General features: G+C 53.3%; 14 protein-coding genes. 6 read left to right on the top strand and 8 right to left on the bottom strand.

The window, feature by feature from the left end; genetic code table 11:
- The first annotated feature begins 17 nt into the window (after positions 1–17).
- Complete coding sequence (exoX, locus tag AB4K05_RS14405) at positions 18–677, top strand: exodeoxyribonuclease X (RefSeq protein WP_368480632.1); 660 nt, start codon at positions 18–20, stop codon at positions 675–677.
- Here exoX and ptrB read toward each other — a convergent pair whose 3' ends face one another.
- A complete protein-coding gene (ptrB, locus tag AB4K05_RS14400; RefSeq protein WP_368480631.1) occupies positions 678–2,729 on the bottom strand; it encodes an oligopeptidase B in 2,052 nt (683 codons plus the stop codon).
- Positions 2,730–2,812: 83 nt separating this feature from the next.
- On the bottom strand, positions 2,813–3,454 hold the full coding sequence (locus AB4K05_RS14395) for a tellurite resistance TerB family protein (RefSeq protein ID WP_368480630.1): 642 nt from the start codon (positions 3,452–3,454) through the stop codon (positions 2,813–2,815).
- Between the two features lie 182 nt (positions 3,455–3,636).
- Here AB4K05_RS14395 and purT point away from each other — a divergent pair, with 182 nt between their 5' ends.
- The gene (gene purT, locus AB4K05_RS14390; RefSeq protein ID WP_368480629.1) at positions 3,637–4,815 is read left to right on the top strand and encodes a formate-dependent phosphoribosylglycinamide formyltransferase; all 1,179 of its coding nucleotides are present in this window, start codon (positions 3,637–3,639) and stop codon (positions 4,813–4,815) included.
- Between the two features lie 75 nt (positions 4,816–4,890).
- Here purT and AB4K05_RS14385 read toward each other — a convergent pair whose 3' ends face one another.
- The 3 genes from AB4K05_RS14385 to zwf all read right to left on the bottom strand — a co-directional run bounded on the left by AB4K05_RS14385 (position 4,891) and on the right by zwf (position 9,091).
- Complete coding sequence (locus tag AB4K05_RS14385; protein WP_368480628.1) at positions 4,891–5,532, bottom strand: bifunctional 4-hydroxy-2-oxoglutarate aldolase/2-dehydro-3-deoxy-phosphogluconate aldolase; 642 nt, start codon at positions 5,530–5,532, stop codon at positions 4,891–4,893.
- A gap of 39 nt (positions 5,533–5,571) precedes the next feature.
- Positions 5,572–7,383: a phosphogluconate dehydratase gene (edd, locus tag AB4K05_RS14380; protein WP_368480627.1), complete on the bottom strand. Its 1,812-nt coding sequence runs from the start codon at positions 7,381–7,383 to the stop codon at positions 5,572–5,574.
- Positions 7,384–7,615: 232 nt separating this feature from the next.
- Positions 7,616–9,091, bottom strand: a complete 1,476-nt coding sequence (zwf, locus tag AB4K05_RS14375; RefSeq protein WP_368480626.1) for a glucose-6-phosphate dehydrogenase — start codon at positions 9,089–9,091, stop codon at positions 7,616–7,618.
- Between the two features lie 383 nt (positions 9,092–9,474).
- Between zwf and AB4K05_RS14370 the strand changes: the two genes are divergently transcribed.
- A complete protein-coding gene (locus tag AB4K05_RS14370; RefSeq protein ID WP_368480946.1) occupies positions 9,475–10,344 on the top strand; it encodes a MurR/RpiR family transcriptional regulator in 870 nt (289 codons plus the stop codon).
- 111 nt (positions 10,345–10,455) lie between these two features.
- Positions 10,456–11,898, top strand: a complete 1,443-nt coding sequence (gene pyk / locus AB4K05_RS14365) for a pyruvate kinase (protein ID WP_368480625.1) — start codon at positions 10,456–10,458, stop codon at positions 11,896–11,898.
- A 69-nt stretch (positions 11,899–11,967) separates the two neighbouring features.
- Here the strand turns inward: pyk and lpxM are convergent, their stop codons facing one another.
- The 3 genes from lpxM to znuA form a co-directional block, all read right to left on the bottom strand.
- Entirely contained in the window at positions 11,968–12,945 is a 978-nt protein-coding gene (lpxM, locus tag AB4K05_RS14360) for a lauroyl-Kdo(2)-lipid IV(A) myristoyltransferase (protein ID WP_368480624.1), read from the bottom strand.
- 129 nt (positions 12,946–13,074) lie between these two features.
- The gene (gene mepM, locus AB4K05_RS14355; protein ID WP_368480623.1) at positions 13,075–14,394 is read right to left on the bottom strand and encodes a murein DD-endopeptidase MepM; all 1,320 of its coding nucleotides are present in this window, start codon (positions 14,392–14,394) and stop codon (positions 13,075–13,077) included.
- A gap of 12 nt (positions 14,395–14,406) precedes the next feature.
- Complete coding sequence (gene znuA / locus AB4K05_RS14350) at positions 14,407–15,366, bottom strand: zinc ABC transporter substrate-binding protein ZnuA (protein WP_368480622.1); 960 nt, start codon at positions 15,364–15,366, stop codon at positions 14,407–14,409.
- A 77-nt stretch (positions 15,367–15,443) separates the two neighbouring features.
- On the opposite strand from znuA, the gene znuC reads away from it, so the two are divergent.
- Together znuC and znuB are read left to right on the top strand one after the other, a co-directional pair.
- Entirely contained in the window at positions 15,444–16,199 is a 756-nt protein-coding gene (gene znuC / locus AB4K05_RS14345; RefSeq protein ID WP_368480621.1) for a zinc ABC transporter ATP-binding protein ZnuC, read from the top strand.
- Positions 16,196–16,981, top strand: a complete 786-nt coding sequence (gene znuB, locus AB4K05_RS14340) for a zinc ABC transporter permease subunit ZnuB (RefSeq protein ID WP_368480620.1) — start codon at positions 16,196–16,198, stop codon at positions 16,979–16,981. The genes znuC and znuB overlap by 4 nt, the downstream gene beginning before the upstream one ends.
- Positions 16,982–17,011 lie beyond the last annotated feature (30 nt).

The following is a 17,011-nucleotide window of genomic DNA, read 5'->3' as shown; positions in this document are numbered from 1 at the left end:
TTGGCCCGGAGTTAGCCATGCTGCGCGTAATTGATACCGAAACCTGCGACTTACAAGGAGGCGTCGTTGAGATAGCCTCCGTCGACGTTGTTGACGGTAAAATAGTTAATCCTATGAGCCATCTGGTTCGCCCCGATCGCCCTATCAGCGCGCAGGCGATGGCTATCCACCACATCACCGAAGAAATGGTCGCTGATAAGCCGTGGATTGAAGAGGTGGTGCCTTTCTATCAGGGGAGCCCTTGGTACGTGGCGCATAACGCCAGCTTCGACAGACGCGTCCTGCCGGAAATGGACGGTGAATGGATTTGCACCATGAAGATGGCGCGTCGTCTGTGGCCGGGAATTAAATACAGTAATATGGCGCTGTATAAGTCGCGTAAGCTCAGCATCGCTACGCCACCGGGCTTGCACCACCACCGCGCGCTGTACGACTGTTACATCACCGCCGCGCTGTTGGTGGATATTATGCAGGTCTCTGGTTGGACCGCAGAGCAGATGGTTGATGTTACCGGGCGTCCGGCGTTGCTGCGCACCTTTACCTTCGGTAAATACCGTGGGCAAGAGGTGGCGGATATCGCTAAGGACGATCCGGGCTACCTGCGTTGGTTATTCAACAACCTTGACCGCATGAGCCCGGAACTGCGCCTGACCTTAAAGCACTATCTTGATAAGTAGCTAGCGATCCGTACGTCCTGGCAGCGTACCTTGCGCCAGGGCGATCAGGAACGCATATTCCAGCGCGACGCCTTCATAGCTTTTATAGCGCCCTGACTTCCCACCATGTCCGGAATCCATATCGGTACACAGCAGCAGAAGGTTGTCATCGACCTTCTGTTCACGCAACTTCGCCACCCACTTCGCCGGTTCCCAATACTGCACCTGCGAATCATGTAGACCCGTGGTGACCAGTAAATGGGGATACGCCTGCGGGCGGACATTGTCATACGGACTGTAGGACTTCATGTAGTGATAGTAGGTTTCGTCTTGCGGATTGCCCCACTCCTCGAACTCACCGGTGGTGAGGGGAATAGACTCATCGAGCATCGTCGTCACCACGTCAACAAACGGCACCTGCGCCACCACGCCGTGCAGCAGTTCTGGGCGTTCGTTAATCACCGTCCCCATCAACATACCGCCCGCGCTGCCGCCCATGCCGTAGCACAGCGATGGATGACCATACTTCTGTTCCAGCAGCGCATCACACACGTCAATGTAGTCGTTGAAGGTATTTTTCTTTTTCAGGAATTTGCCGTCTTCATACCACTGCTGCCCCAGCTCCCCGCCACCGCGAATATGGGCAATCGCAAAGACGAAACCGCGATCGAGCAGGCTCAGACGGCTACTGCTGAAATCTGCATCCATACTGGCGCCGTAAGAACCATAGCCATACACCAGCAGCGGATTTTTACCGCGGCGGAAATGTTCATGTCGGTAAACCAAGGAGACCGGCACTTTTACGCCATCACGTGCGGTGATCCACAGTCGTTCACTGCGATAGCGGCTGGCATCAAAACCTTTCACTTCCTGCTGTTTAAGAACCTGTCGCTCGCCGCTGTCCATATCAAGCTCAAACAGGGTATCCGGCGTGGTCATCGACGAGTAGCCGTAGCGCAGACAGGCGGTTTCCGGCTCAGGGTTGTAGGCTATCCACGTAACGTAAGTCGGGTCATCAAACGCTATTTCCGTTTCTCGCAGATCTTGGCGGTGAATTTGCCGCAGACGGATAAGTCCCTGTTCACGTTCTTCAACCACTAACCAGTCGCGGAAAAGCGTAAAGTCTTCCAGCATGACCGTATCGCGCGGCGCAATAATCGGTTGCCACGCAGACTCCTCCCAGCTTTCGCTGCGGTACAGGCCAAAGTTCTTACCGTCGCGGTTGGAGCGCAGGTAGAACTGGTGCTGGTAGTGATCGAGGCTATATTCGTGATCTTTACGGCGCGGTAAAAACACCTGCGGCTGCGCGTCTGATTTATCTGCATCAAGCAGCAGCATTTCACTGGTCGTCGCGCTGGATAGCGCAATGACCACATATTTTCGTGATGAGGTTTTATGCAGGCTGACGTAAAACGCATCGTCCTCTTCTTCGTAGAGCAGCTCATCATGTGCCGTTGGCTCGCCAATTTGGTGACGCCACACCTGCCAAGGCAACAGCGTAACGGGATGCTGACGCACATAGTAGAGCGTACGGGAATCATTGGCCCAGACGACACCCGGCGAGACGTTTTCAATCACTTCCGATAGCCAGGTTTCATTTTCCAGATGGCGTATACGCAAACCGTACTGACGACGCGAGAGAAAATCTTCGGTCACCGCCAGCAGATTATTGTCCGGCGCGACATTCAGCCCGCCCAGCGTATAAAATTCGCTGCGCGCGGCGCGTTTGTTTTCGTCGATAAGCAAAGACCACTCGTCCTCGCCGAGCGCCTGCCGCTGGTAAATCGCATACTCACGGCCAGGCTCATAGACCTGCCGATAGCGATAACCATTTTTGATATACGGCGCCGAGACCTCTTTTGGCGGTATACGGTCGATAATCTCTTTTAGAACACTGTCCTGAAGGCTGCGCTGAGAGGACATCGCCTCACGTCCGTAGACGTTTTCCTGCTTTAAATAGTCAAGCACCGCTGGCTGGGATCGCGAGTCATCACGCAGCCAGTAGTAGTTATCAACGCGCGTATCACCATGCAATGTCATGGTGTGGGGGATCCGTTTTGCTTTAGGTGGCATCTCATTATTCTTCTGTTTTAGTCACACCCTATAAGGGTGGACAAATTAGACGACGATGCAAGCAAAACCTGTAATTAGTCGTGTTAAAGTTGCTGTTTTTGCTGCTGTAAATCTGCTTCGATACCTTCTCGTACCTCCACCGGCAGCTTCAGGGCATCACCGAGCGCATTCAGATAGCTGCGTTCCATAAAGTGGTCGATCTCAATCGAGGCGCAGCTGATAAAGTAAAGCTCCAGCGCTTCCTCTTCGTTATGAACGTCTCGTGCTAAGCGTTCAGGGTCGAGTGGCTGTTCAATAGCCTGCGCAATCAGGGCTCGCCCCTGCTCCTCCACACCCGCTTCTCGCAATTGCTGTTCAATGGCGGCCTGCTCTTTGGCATCAATATGTCCATCGCTTTTAGCCGCGAAAACCAGCGCCAAAATCAACCGCTCTGTGCGCACATCAAGCGGCGCCGCCGGTTCGCCATATTTCATTTCCGTTTGTGGATTAGTACGCAGTTTATCTTTGTACTTATTCCACAGTACGCTCCCAGCAACCGCCCCGCCGCCCACCAGCAGCGCGCCGGTGCCGTACTTCGCCAGCATTTTGCGCGACGACTTACTGGTAAGCAGCAGTCCCGCTAATCCACCGATGGCGCCGGGCACCAGCATTTGGTTAAGCCCACTTTTTCCGTCGCCTGATTTTTGCCCCAGCAGGGATTGCAGTTGATTCAGCCAGCCTGACATATAGCCTCCAGTTAAAAACGTATACGTCGTTTAGACTAGGCGAGCAGATGTCAGAATATGTCTACTGCGCATAAAGATGCGCAAATTTAACCTGATTTCATCACCAGCCTGTCGCCATCGAGACAGACGCAAACGTTTTCGTTTATAATGCGCCAAACTTTGGATAGACGGTGGAATAGGTAATGACGTTATTAGGTACAGCTTTGCGTCCTGCTGCGACGCGCGTAATGCTTCTGGGTTCAGGTGAGTTAGGCAAGGAAGTGGCGATTGAATGCCAGCGTTTAGGGATTGAGGTGATCGCGGTCGATCGCTATGCCGATGCCCCGGCAATGCACGTCGCGCATCGTTCCTATGTGATTAATATGCTTGACGGTATGGTGCTCAAAGCGCTGGTTGAACAGGAGAAACCGGACTTTATCGTCCCGGAAATCGAAGCCATCGCCACCGATACGCTGATTGAACTCGAGCAAGCAGGCCAGCACGTTGTGCCGTGCGCACGCGCAACCAAACTGACCATGAACCGTGAAGGTATCCGCCGTCTCGCCGCTGAAACCCTAAAATTGCCTACTTCGGCGTACTATTTTGCCGATAACGAAGACTTGTTCCGTCAGGCGGTTGCAGACATCGGTCTGCCGTGTATCGTCAAACCTGTTATGAGTTCTTCCGGTAAGGGACAAACCTTTATTCGCCATGCAGATCAGTTAGCACAAGCGTGGCAATATGCCCAACAGGGTGGCCGCGCAGGAGCCGGTCGCGTCATTGTTGAAGGGGTTGTGAATTTTGATTTTGAAATCACCCTGCTGACCGTCAATGCGGTCGATGGCGTCCATTTCTGCGACCCCATCGGTCACCGTCAGGAAGACGGCGACTACCGCGAATCCTGGCAGCCACAGCAGATGAGCGAACTGGCGTTGGCACGTGCACAGCAGATTGCCCGTGAAGTCGTCCTAGCGCTGGGTGGCTATGGTCTGTTTGGTGTTGAGCTGTTTGTCTGTGGTGACGAGGTGGTGTTCAGCGAAGTTTCACCGCGCCCGCATGATACCGGGATGGTCACGCTGATTTCACAAGACGTCTCAGAATTTGCCCTGCACGTCCGCGCTTTCCTTGGACTGCCGATTGGCGCAATTCGCCAATATGGCCCTTCGGCATCTGCCGTGCTGTTACCGCAGCTAACCAGCCGTAATGTGACTTTTGATAACGTAGATCATGCAGTGGGTGCAGGCGTTCAACTGCGCTTATTTGGCAAACCAGAGATTGCTGGAGCCCGTCGAATGGGTGTAGCACTGGCTATCGGAGATAGCACAGAGCAGGCGGTCGAGCGCGCGAAAAAAGCCGCGGCAGCCGTCATCGTTCAGGGATAAAAAAAGGCGGGCTGCTTGCGCATACCCGCCCTACTTTGTCTAAACCCGGTCGACAGACCGGGTTAGTCAATCATCTTACAGTTTTGCACCTTCAACTGCTTCACGAGCCAGTTTGGTGATACGGTCGTAGTCACCCGCTTCCAGCGCGTCAGCTGGAACCAGCCATGAACCGCCGATGCACAGGACGCTTTTCAGCGCCAGGTAATCACGGTAATTAGCAGGAGAGATGCCGCCAGTTGGGCAGAAACGGATGTGGGAGAATGGACCCGCAATCGCCTGCAGCGCTTTCACGCCACCGTTAGCTTCAGCCGGGAAGAATTTGAATTCTTTCAGGCCGTGTTCCATACCCAGCATCAGCTCAGAAACAGAGCAGATGCCTGGGATCAGCGGGATAGTCCCTGCAGTTGCAGCTTTCAGCAGGCTGTCGGTCAGGCCCGGGCTGATAGCAAACTGTGCGCCAGCTTCGGTCACTTCTTTCAGCTGCTGAGCGTTGGTCACGGTACCCGCGCCGACGATAGCATCCGGAACTTCTTTCGCAATCGCGCGAATCGCATCCATCGCACATGGTGTACGCAGAGTCACTTCCAGCACGCGTACGCCACCTGCAACCAGCGCTTTTGCCATCGGTACTGCGTGCTCAAGCTTGTTAACCACAATGACCGGAACGACTGGGCCGGTGGTCAGGATTGCTTCTGCAGTTGTTTTCCAGTTTTTCATCAGAAATTCTCTCTCGCCAGATCTACAAAACGTGTCATCTTAAAAGGTAATACAGGTTGCGCCCTGCTCTGCACCGGACAGTTTTTCCCGTAATGCACCAAACAGTTCACGGCCTGTTCCCACGCGCGATGCGCTCAAATCAGGGATATGCGGTTGACGCGCAGCCAGTTCGGCTTCATCGACCAGCAGCGTTAGCTCACCGGTCTGGCCGTTCACGCGGATCATGTCACCGTCGTGTACTTTTGCCAGCAGTCCGCCGTCATAGGCTTCAGGGGTCACGTGAATCGCTGACGGTACTTTACCGGATGCGCCGGACAGACGACCATCAGTGACTAACGCAATTTTGAAACAGCGGTCCAATAATACACCAAGTGGTGGCATAAGTTTATGTAATTCTGGCATGCCGTTCGCTTTTGGCCCTTGATGGCGCACAACAACGACACAATCTTTATCCAGCAGGCCGGCTTCAAACGCGGGTAGCACGTCATGCTGGCTTTCGAAAATCACGGCTGGTGCTTCGATAACCTGGTTTTCAACCGGTACCGCGGAGGTTTTCATCACCGCACGACCCAGGTTGCCGCTCAGCACTTTAGTGCCGCCATGTTTAGAGAACGGTTTGTCAAAGGTAGCAATGATTGCGTCGTCGAAGGAAGCAATCGCCCCTTCACGCCAGTCCAGTTTGCCTTCGTTCAGCCACGGTTCCATGGTGTAGTGGGATAAGCCAAAACCGGCAACGGTATTCACATCTTCATGCAACAGGCCGCCTTTGAGCAGTTCGCGCACCAGCACCGGTACACCGCCCGCTGCTTGGAAGTGGTTGATATCCGCCGGGCCGTTCGGGTAAAGACGCGCCATCAGCGGCACAACGTCAGACAGTTCGGAGAAATCATCCCAGTTAATGATAATGCCCGCCGCACGCGCCATCGCCACTAGGTGCATGGTGTGGTTGGTCGAACCGCCGGTTGCCAGCAGGGCAACAATCCCGTTCACCACCACTTTTTCGTCAACCATTTTCCCCAGCGGCATCCAGTTATTGCCATTGCCGGTCATACGCGTCACCTGACGGGCCGCAGCAGCAGTCAGTTCAGCGCGCAGCGGTGCATCTGGGTGGACAAAAGAGGAGCCCGGCAGCTGCATACCCATGAATTCGATAACCATCTGGTTGGTGTTAGCCGTGCCGTAGAAAGTACAGGTGCCAGGCGCGTGGTAGGAAGCCGCTTCAGATTCCAGCAACGCATTACGATCGACTTTACCTTCGGCGTATAGCTGACGAATACGGACTTTTTCTTTGTTTGGCAGACCACTAGCCATTGGGCCTGACGGGATAAACACCGACGGCAGATGGCCAAATGAGAACGCCGCCATGGCCAACCCTGGGACAATTTTGTCACACACGCCGAGGTACAGTGCGCCGTCGAACATGTTGTGAGACAGGCCAACCGCCGCCGACATAGCGATCACTTCACGGCTCAGCAAAGACAGTTCCATACCGTCTTGTCCCTGTGTGACGCCATCACACATGGCTGGCACACCGCCAGCAACCTGACCTACCGCATTCACGCTGTGCAGCGCTTTACGGATCTGGTCCGGATAGTATTCATACGGCTGATGGGCAGAAAGCATATCGTTATAGGAGGTGATGATCGCGATATTGTTACGCAGCATGCTTTTCAACGACGCTTTGTCATCTGCCTGGCAGGCGGCAAAACCGTGCGCCAAGTTGCCACAGGCCAGTTCTGAACGGTGAACCGTTTCAGTTTTCGCCTGCTCAATGCGCGCCAGATAGGCTTCACGGGTGCTGCGAGAACGTTCAATAATGCGATTTGTTACCCGTAACATTACAGAGTTCATAAAGTCTCCTCAAAATTTTTCTGTCCAGGCCGCTGTTCAGTGGAGCGAATATATCGTCAAACTTAACTAAATCGCCCGTATAACGCAGCTCAGAGGCAAGTATCTGTCGCTAGTGTAATAAAAAAAGCCCCGGGAGTGAATCCGCCCGGGGCTTAAATGCGCAAAAATAGCACTACATGCTGTGTTAGATCATGTTACCGGTAAAATAACCCTTCCGGATTACCGATATCGCTTATTCGAACTCGTTCCAAGAACGGCCGTCGCGGGTGATCATGGCCACGGAAGCCACTGGCCCCCAGGTCCCTGCTTGGTACGGCTTAGGCGCATCTTTATCGCTCGCCCACGCTTCGGTAATGGAATCGACCCACTTCCACGCTTCTTCAACTTCGTCACGACGCACGAACAGCGCCTGAATACCACGCATGGTTTCCAGCAACAGGCGTTCATAGGCATCGGCCAGATGCGTTTGATTGAAGGTTTCGGAGTAGCTCAGATCCAGCTTAGTGACCTGCAGATTGTGCTTATGCTCAAGACCCGGCACCTTATTCAGGATTTGGATATCAACGCCTTCATCCGGCTGCAGACGAATAGTCAGTTTGTTTTGCGGCAGCTCAGGCCAGGTCTCTTTGAACAGGTTCAGTTCAGGGTTTTTGAAGTAGACCACGACTTCAGAGCATTTAGTCGGCAGACGTTTACCGGTACGCAGGTAGAACGGAACGCCCGCCCAGCGCCAGTTATCAATATCCACGCGGATAGAAACGAAGGTTTCCGTGCTGCTTGATTTGTTTGCGCCCTCTTCTTCAAGATAGCCCGGCACCTTTTGCCCTTGGGCAAAACCTGCGGTGTACTGGCCACGAACGGTCTTGTCGCGCACGTTGCTGCGGTCAATGCGGCGCAGTGACTTCAGCACTTTCACTTTCTCGTCGCGAATGCTGTCGGCGCTCAGATCGGACGGCGGCGCCATCGCAATCATGCACAGGATTTGCAGGAGGTGGTTTTGGATCATGTCGCGCATTTGACCGGCCTGATCGAAGTAACCCCAACGGCCTTCAATCCCCACTTCCTCGGCCACGGTGATTTCGACGTGATCGATGGTGCGGTTATCCCAGTTGTTCACAAACAGGGAGTTGGCAAAGCGCAGCGCCAGCAGGTTCAGTACGGTCTCTTTACCGAGATAGTGGTCAATACGGTAAACCTGGCACTCTTCAAAATATTCACCAACCTGGTCGTTAATCTCACGAGAAGTCTCCAGTGAGGTACCCAGCGGCTTTTCCATCACCACGCGAGCCGGTTTAGCATTGAGCTTTGCTTCGCCCAAGCCACGGCAGATAGCGCCGAAAGTGCTTGGCGGCATCGCGAAGTAGTTAATGGTGATGCGATTTTTTTGGTCAAGCATTTCGCCCAGACGTGAAAATGCCGGAGCGTCGTTCACATCAAGGTTGCAGAAATCAAGACGAGCGCTAAGGGTATTCCACAAACCTTCATCAATTTTTTCTTTCATGAAAGTTTCGAGCGCCTCGCGCACCACTTTGGTGTACGCGTCTTTGTCCCAGTCCGCACGGCCTACGCCGATGATACGGGTATCTGGGTTAATTTGGCCGGCCTTTTCAAGCTGATACAGGGAAGGCAGCAGTTTTCGGCGGGCCAAGTCGCCCTTCGCGCCGAAAATGACCAGATCGCATGCCTGGGCCGTTTGCGTTACCGCCATGTCATTCTCCTCAGTTAAAGATCCGGTTAGTCTGTTTCATCCTTCAGCTTTAGCTGAAATATGCCGGATATCATTGTAATTTTCTTACGGTGCACTGTACTGTGTTTACCAAATTGCCGAAACCCTTTAACGCCCTTCCGTCCTTCCGATCGCACAAATCGGAACCGATACGACAACAGCGTTAGGCAATTCGCTAATTTTGTTCGTTCTTTCGCCTGAATGACGTCAGCTAAAATACGACGCTGATCATGTAATGAAAAAAAACAACATATTTTGCTGTTCCTATTCACTTTTCATCCGCCTTCAAGCGTATATTCTTGCTAAAACGCCTGCTGATTTCACCCATTAATGGAATCGTTTCAATCTATGAGCGCCTTGTCACGATGAATATGCTGGAAAGAATCCAGACCCAACTGGAAAACCTTAGCAAATCCGAGCGAAAAGTCGCGGAAGTTATTCTCGTGGCGCCGGAAAATGCTATCCATTCAAGCATTGCCGCGCTCGCTCTGGAAGCCGAGGTCAGCGAGCCGACCGTCAATCGTTTTTGCCGCAGTATGGATACCCGTGGCTTCCCGGACTTCAAACTCCAACTTGCCCAAAGCCTTGCTAACGGCACTCCGTATGTTAACCGTAATGTCGACGAAGATGACAGCGTAGAAGCCTATACGGCAAAAATTTTTGAGTCCGCCATGGCAAGCTTGGCGCACGTGCGTCAATCTCTTGATATGTCGGCCGTTAATCGCGCGGTGGACCTTCTGACTCAGGCAAAAAAGATTGCCTTCTTTGGCCTAGGATCATCAGCTGCTGTGGCACACGATGCCATGAACAAATTTTTCCGTTTCAACGTCCCGGTCATCTATTCTGATGACATCGTTTTGCAACGAATGAGCTGTATGAATTGCAGCGACGATGACGTGGTGGTGCTCATTTCCCATACCGGCAGAACCAAGAGTCTGGTGGAAATTGCGCAGGTCGCACGGGAGAACGATGCCATGGTTATCGCTATCACCTCTGCCGGCACGCCGCTGGCCCGTGAAGCTACCCTCGCCATCACACTTGATGTCCCGGAAGATACCGATATTTATATGCCGATGGTGTCAAGATTGGCGCAGCTTACTGTGATAGATGTGCTGGCAACGGGGTTTACCCTGCGCCGTGGGGCAAAATTCAGGGATAACTTGAAGCGAGTCAAAGAAGCTTTGAAAGAATCGCGGTTTGATAAAGAGCTATCGACACACAGCGATAACCACTAAAAGCGATAAGAACGTTGTCTTTTATTAAATCATTCGGTAGCGCCAGCAGGCGACATTGCCGAATTCCTGTTCACGCAACACCTTAAGTTGTATTAGTCAACGGAGTATTACATGTCCAGAAGGCTTCGCAGAACCAAGATCGTTACCACGTTAGGTCCAGCAACTGACCGCGATAATAACCTCGAGAAGGTAATTTCCGCCGGCGCTAACGTTGTACGTATGAACTTTTCTCACGGTACGCCAGAAGATCATCAACTTCGTGCCGACAAAGTACGCGAAATTGCAGCAAAACTGGGGCGTCATGTAGCAATCCTCGGCGACTTACAAGGGCCGAAAATCCGCGTATCCACCTTCAAAGAAGGTAAGGTTTTCCTTAATATCGGCGATAAATTCCTGCTCGATGCCAACCTAGGTAAAGGTGAAGGCGACAAAGAGAAAGTCGGTATCGACTATAAAGGTCTGCCGGCCGACGTGGTCCCTGGCGACATCCTGCTGCTGGATGATGGCCGCGTACAGCTCAAAGTCCTCGAAATTCAGGGCATGAAGGTGTTCACCGAAGTTACCGTCGGCGGCCCACTGTCCAACAACAAAGGCATCAACAAGTTAGGCGGTGGTCTCTCCGCTGAAGCCCTGACCGACAAAGACAAAGCGGACATCCTGACCGCGGCTAAAATCGGCGTTGACTACCTTGCTGTCTCCTTCCCGCGCTGCGGCGAAGACCTGAATTACGCCCGTCGTCTAGCGCGCGAAGCGGGTTGCGATGCCAAAATCGTCGCCAAGGTTGAACGTGCAGAAGCGGTGTGCAGCCAAGACGCTATGGATGACATCATTCTCGCCTCCGACGTGGTGATGGTTGCCCGTGGTGACCTGGGCGTGGAAATCGGTGACCCAGAATTAGTGGGCATCCAGAAAGCGCTGATCCGCCGCGCTCGCCAACTGAACCGCACCGTCATTACCGCTACGCAGATGATGGAATCGATGATCACCAACCCTATGCCGACCCGCGCCGAAGTCATGGACGTGGCGAACGCCGTGCTGGATGGTACCGATGCCGTGATGCTGTCGGCAGAAACGGCCGCAGGTCAATATCCGTCTGAAACCGTCGCTGCCATGGCGCGCGTTTGCTTGGGTGCAGAAAAAATCCCAAGCATTAACGTTTCTAAGCACCGTTTGGACGTGCAGTTCGACAACGTGGAAGAAGCTATTGCCATGTCGGCAATGTACGCCGCAAACCACCTGAAAGGCGTAACTGCCATCATCACCATGACCGAGTCTGGTCGCACTGCGCTGATGACGTCACGCATTACTTCTGGCCTGCCAATTTTCGCCATGTCTCGTCACGAGCGCACGCTGAATCTGACCGCGCTTTTCCGTGGTGTAACACCGGTGTTCTTCGATAGCGCCTGTGATGGTGTTGCTGCCGCACACGACGCGGTAAACCTGCTGCGTGACAAAGGTTACCTGATGTCTGGTGACCTGGTTATCGTCACCCAAGGTGACGTAATGAGCACCGTAGGCTCAACCAACACCACGCGTATCCTGACCGTCGAGTAAACCTCGATGCATAAAAAAGCCCGGGGACTTCATCCTCGGGCTTTTTTCATTTTTGCAGTAAGTCGAACTCTACTTCTTTTTCTTCGGATAGAGCTCTTTACGCTGATACGGTTCCGTTTCACCGGGCTTACGCGTCTTCAAGAGCTTTAAAATCCACGTGTACTGTTCGGTATGCGGTCCAACCAAGATTTCCACTTCCTCGTTCATCCGACGCGCAATCGTGTTGTCGTCAGCTTCCAGCAGGTCGTCCATTGGCGGGCGTACCAGAATCGTCAGACGATGCGTTTTGCCATCGTAAACCGGGAACAGCGGTACAACACGCGCACGGCACACTTTCATCAGGCGACCAATCGCCGGCAGCGTCGCTTTGTAGGTCGCAAAGAAATCGACGAACTCGCTATGTTCTGGGCCGTGATCCTGGTCCGGCAAATAATAGCCCCAGTACCCCTGACGTACAGACTGGATAAATGGCTTGATACCGTCGTTACGCGCGTGCAAACGACCACCAAAGCGACGACGTACGGTATTCCACACGAAGTCAAAAACCTTGTTACCCTGGTTATGGAACATCGCCGCCATTTTTTGTCCCTGAGAAGCCATGACCATCGCCGGGATATCAACGCCCCAGCCGTGCGGCACTAGGAAGATCACGTTTTCGCCGTTACGGCGCATTTCATCGATAATCTCCTGCCCTTGCCAATCCAGACGTGGCAGAATTTTTTGCGGCCCTTTGAGCGCCAGTTCAGCCATCATCACCATCGCCTGCGGCGCGGTGGCAAACATCTCGTCGATAATGGCCTCGCGTTCAGCCTCGCTTTTTTCCGGGAAACAATAGAGCAGGTTTATCTGCGCACGACGACGCGCGCTCTTACCGAATTTACCGGCCAAACGGCCAAGTTTACCCAGCAGCGGGTCACGAATTTTTGCTGGAATGTAAGCGATACCAGCAAAAGCCAGTACGCCTAACCAAGCGCCCCAGTAGCGCGGATGGCGAAAAGATTTCTCAAACTCGGGAATATATTCTCTGTTGTTTTTTTTCGTTTCCATGCCTGTTCCTGGTTCGAATTATCGGTGGTGCGGATAATCAGATAGTGTAGCGAGCGCGGATGCTTCACACAAAAGAAAAAGCCGGTGCTAAGAAAGCACCGGCCCTGAACGCATATTTCTTAGGCGATATCAGTCAAAACGCAGCTGCGGTAAGACCTGCTTCACCTGGGCCAGATAATCGGTACGATCGGAACCGGTCAGCCCTTCGGTGCGCGGCAGCTTCGCCGTCAGCGGATTCACCGCCTGTTGGTTAAGCCATACTTCGTAGTGCAGGTGTGGACCTGTTGAACGCCCTGTGTTGCCGGACAGTGCAATACGGTCACCACGTTTCACCTTCTGCCCCGGTTTGACCAGCAGCTTGCGTAAGTGCATATAACGGGTGGTGTAGGTACGGCCATGACGCAACGCGACATAGTAGCCTGCGGCACCGCTACGCTTCGCCACCACCACTTCACCATCGCCGACAGCAAGTACCGGTGTACCCTGCGGCATCGCAAAATCAACACCACGGTGTGGCGCAACGCGGCCCGTTACCGGGTTCAAACGACGCGGGTTAAAGTTGGACGATACGCGGAATTGACGCGCGGTTGGGAAGCGTAGGAAGCCCTTTGCCAGCCCTGTACCGTTACGGTCGTAGAACTTGCCGTCTTCAGCACGAATTGCGTAGTAATCTTTGCCGTCAGAACGCAAACGCACACCGAGAAGCTGGCTTTGTTCACGCTTGCCATCCAGCATTTCACGCGACATCAGGACCGAGAACTGGTCGCCTTTTTTCAGCTTACGGAAGTCCATTTGCCACTGCATGGCTTTGATCACCGAGCTGGCTTCCACGTTGGTTAATCCGGCATTCACGGCGCTGGAGACAAAACTGCCGCCGACGGTGCCCTTAATTAAGCTGTTAACCCAGTCACCCTGCTGCATCTCGCTGCTCATCTTGAAGCCATTGGCGACACGATCGTAGGTGCGGGTTTCTCGGCGAGACACTTCCCACGTCAAGCGCTGAAGGTCACCATCATCGTTCAGCGTCCAAGAGAGTTGCTGACCGACTTTCATATTTCTGAGGTCTTTATCCGCCGAAGCAAGCTGGCTGATATTTCCCATATCAATACCGTACTGATTCAGAACGCTGCTCAGGGTATCGCCCGTGGATACCACATACTCATGCACGCCCGTTTCGTTGTCGGCTTTGTCGTCCAGTTCATCCTGAGGAATCGCTTCATCTTCCTGAGCGGACTGGTCGATAGGTTCGCTGGCTTCAGGAAGCAAAGAGCGAATCTCTTTTTTCTCCAGCTCGATAGTACGGATGACCGGTGAAGAAGTTGGGTGATAAACGTAAGGCCGCCAAACAGCGACGGCCAGTGTGAGAACGGTGAGAGACCCCAGCATAACGCGGTGGGGCCGAGGCAAATTATTAAATGCCAGAGCGACAGAGCGGGCTATCTGCTGCACGTATTCACTTCCTTACTTATCTCCTTTCAGGCAGCTCGCATATTGGTTCGCCAGTTGAGTCAGAAACGCCGGATAGCTCTCTTTACTCAGCTGTATATTGGTGCCAAGAGGATCCAATGTTCCCATGCGGACATTGGTTCCCCGCGCAACAGATTCAACGACCGCGGGCCTGAATTGTGGCTCAGCAAAAACGCAGGTTGCTTTTTGCTCAACCAACTGTGTTCTTATTTGATGTAAACGCTGCGCACCGGGTTGGATCTCAGGGTTAACGGTAAAGTGCCCGAGTGGGGTCAAACCGTAATGTTTTTCGTAATAACCATAGGCGTCATGAAAAACGAAGTACCCCTTTCCTTTCACCGGTGCCAGCTCGCTCGCCACCTGCTTGTCGGTCGTGGCCAAATTGGCTTCGAAATCCTTCAGGTTGGCGTCGAGTCGGGTTCGACTCTGGGGCATAAGTTCCACTAATTTATCGTGGATTGCAACCGCTGACAGCCGCGCTATCTCTGGGGAAAGCCACAGATGCATGTTGTAATCGCCATGATGGTGATGTGCGTCACCTTTTTCTGCGTGAGCATGATCGTGTCCCGCTTCATCTCCATGATCGCCATCGTCATCATCAGCCCCTTTCATGAGTAACGGTTTCACCCCTTCCAACTGGGCAATTGTCACTTTTTTGGCGTCAGGAATGCTTTGCGTTGACTTGTTCATAAACGCTTCCATCTCCGGCCCTATCCAAACAACTAAGTCCGCGTTTTGTAAGCGTTTTGCATCAGATGGACGCAATGAATAATCGTGTTCAGAAGCACCGTCCGGCAGTAAAACCTGCGTCTCGGTAACCCCGTCGGCGATGGCTGAGGCGATGAAGCCCAGCGGCTTAAGAGACGTGACAACGGCGGCATCAGCACGCTGTGCTGCCGTTCCCCAAAGTGCAGCGGATAAAGCTGCGAAAAGAAGCGTATTTTTCTGTAACATTATGCGTCTACTAATCGAAATAATTAAGAGATGTGTGATATTATAACATTCACTATCTTGTGCAACCCCTAATTGCTATGACTAATCTTGTATCTTTGGAAAATGTCTCAGTCAGCTTTGGCCAACGCCGAGTGCTCTCTGATATCTCACTAAACCTGAAGCCAGGCCGCATTCTGACGCTGCTTGGCCCGAATGGTGCGGGCAAATCGACGCTGGTACGCGTGGTTCTTGGACTGGTAGCACCTAGCGAAGGCGTTGTCATTCGGGATAAACATCTCCGCATTGGTTACGTACCGCAGAAGTTACACCTAGACGCGACGTTGCCACTGACCGTCAAGCGTTTTTTACGCTTGCACCCGGCTACGCGTAAAGAAGACATTCTTCCCGCCTTAATGCGCGTGCAGGCCGGTCATCTGCAAGATGCACCGATGCAAAAGCTTTCCGGCGGGGAAACCCAGCGGGTATTGCTGGCTCGCGCGCTGTTGAATAAGCCACAGCTGTTAGTGCTTGATGAACCGACTCAGGGCGTAGATGTTAACGGCCAGGTGGCGCTGTACGATTTGATTAACCAACTGCGCCAAGAGCTTAACTGCGCGGTATTAATGGTCTCGCACGATCTCCATCTGGTGATGGCCAAAACCGACGAAGTGCTGTGCCTCAACCATCATATTTGCTGCTCCGGCACGCCGGACGTGGTCTCTATGCACCCATCGTTTATCTCCATGTTTGGCCCACGCGGTGCCGAACAGTTGGGGATCTATCGCCACCAGCATAACCATCGCCATGATTTACAAGGCCGTATTGTTTTACGTCGGGGAAATGGGCAGTCATGATTGAAATTTTACTTCCCGGCTGGCTTGCCGGAATGATGCTGGCATGCGCTGCTGGCCCGCTGGGCTCGTTTGTGGTCTGGCGCCGGATGTCCTATTTTGGTGACACGCTGGCCCATGCTTCACTGCTTGGGGTGGCGTTTGGTCTGCTGCTGGACGTTAATCCGTTTTATGCGGTTATCGCCGTGACGCTGCTCTTGGCCGCTGGTTTAGTTTGGCTGGAAAAGCGCCCTCACCTCGCCATTGATACGCTATTGGGGATTATGGCGCACAGTGCGCTGTCGCTTGGTCTGGTGGTGGTCAGCTTGATGTCGAATGTTCGCGTCGATTTGATGGCCTATCTATTCGGCGATCTGCTGGCGGTCACGCCGCAGGATCTTATCTCCATTGCGCTTGGTGTGGTTGTCGTGCTGGCGATTTTGTTCTGGCAGTGGCGCAATCTGCTGTCGATGACCATCAGCCCGGACCTGGCCTTTGTCGACGGCGTGAAGCTGCAGCGGGTTAAGCTGCTGCTAATGCTGGTGACGGCCTTAACGATTGGCGTCGCGATGAAGTTTGTTGGTGCGCTGATTATCACGTCGCTGCTGATTATTCCTGCCGCAACCGCGCGTCGCTTTGCGCGGACTCCGGAGCAAATGGCCGGTATTGCCGTAGGAATGGGAATGATTGCGGTGACCGGCGGGCTAACCTTCTCGGCATTTTACGATACCCCTGCAGGCCCTTCCGTGGTGCTGTGCGCAGCAGCGCTGTTTATCATCAGTATGATGAAAAAACAGGCAAACTAAGTGCAGGGTTGTGCCTGATGACAGCTTAGC

This window comes from Kluyvera sp. STS39-E (assembly GCF_040932435.1).
Lineage (GTDB): Bacteria > Pseudomonadota > Gammaproteobacteria > Enterobacterales > Enterobacteriaceae > Kluyvera.
Note: the sequence above shows the minus strand (reverse complement) of the source record. Positions and strands in the feature narration are given on the sequence as shown.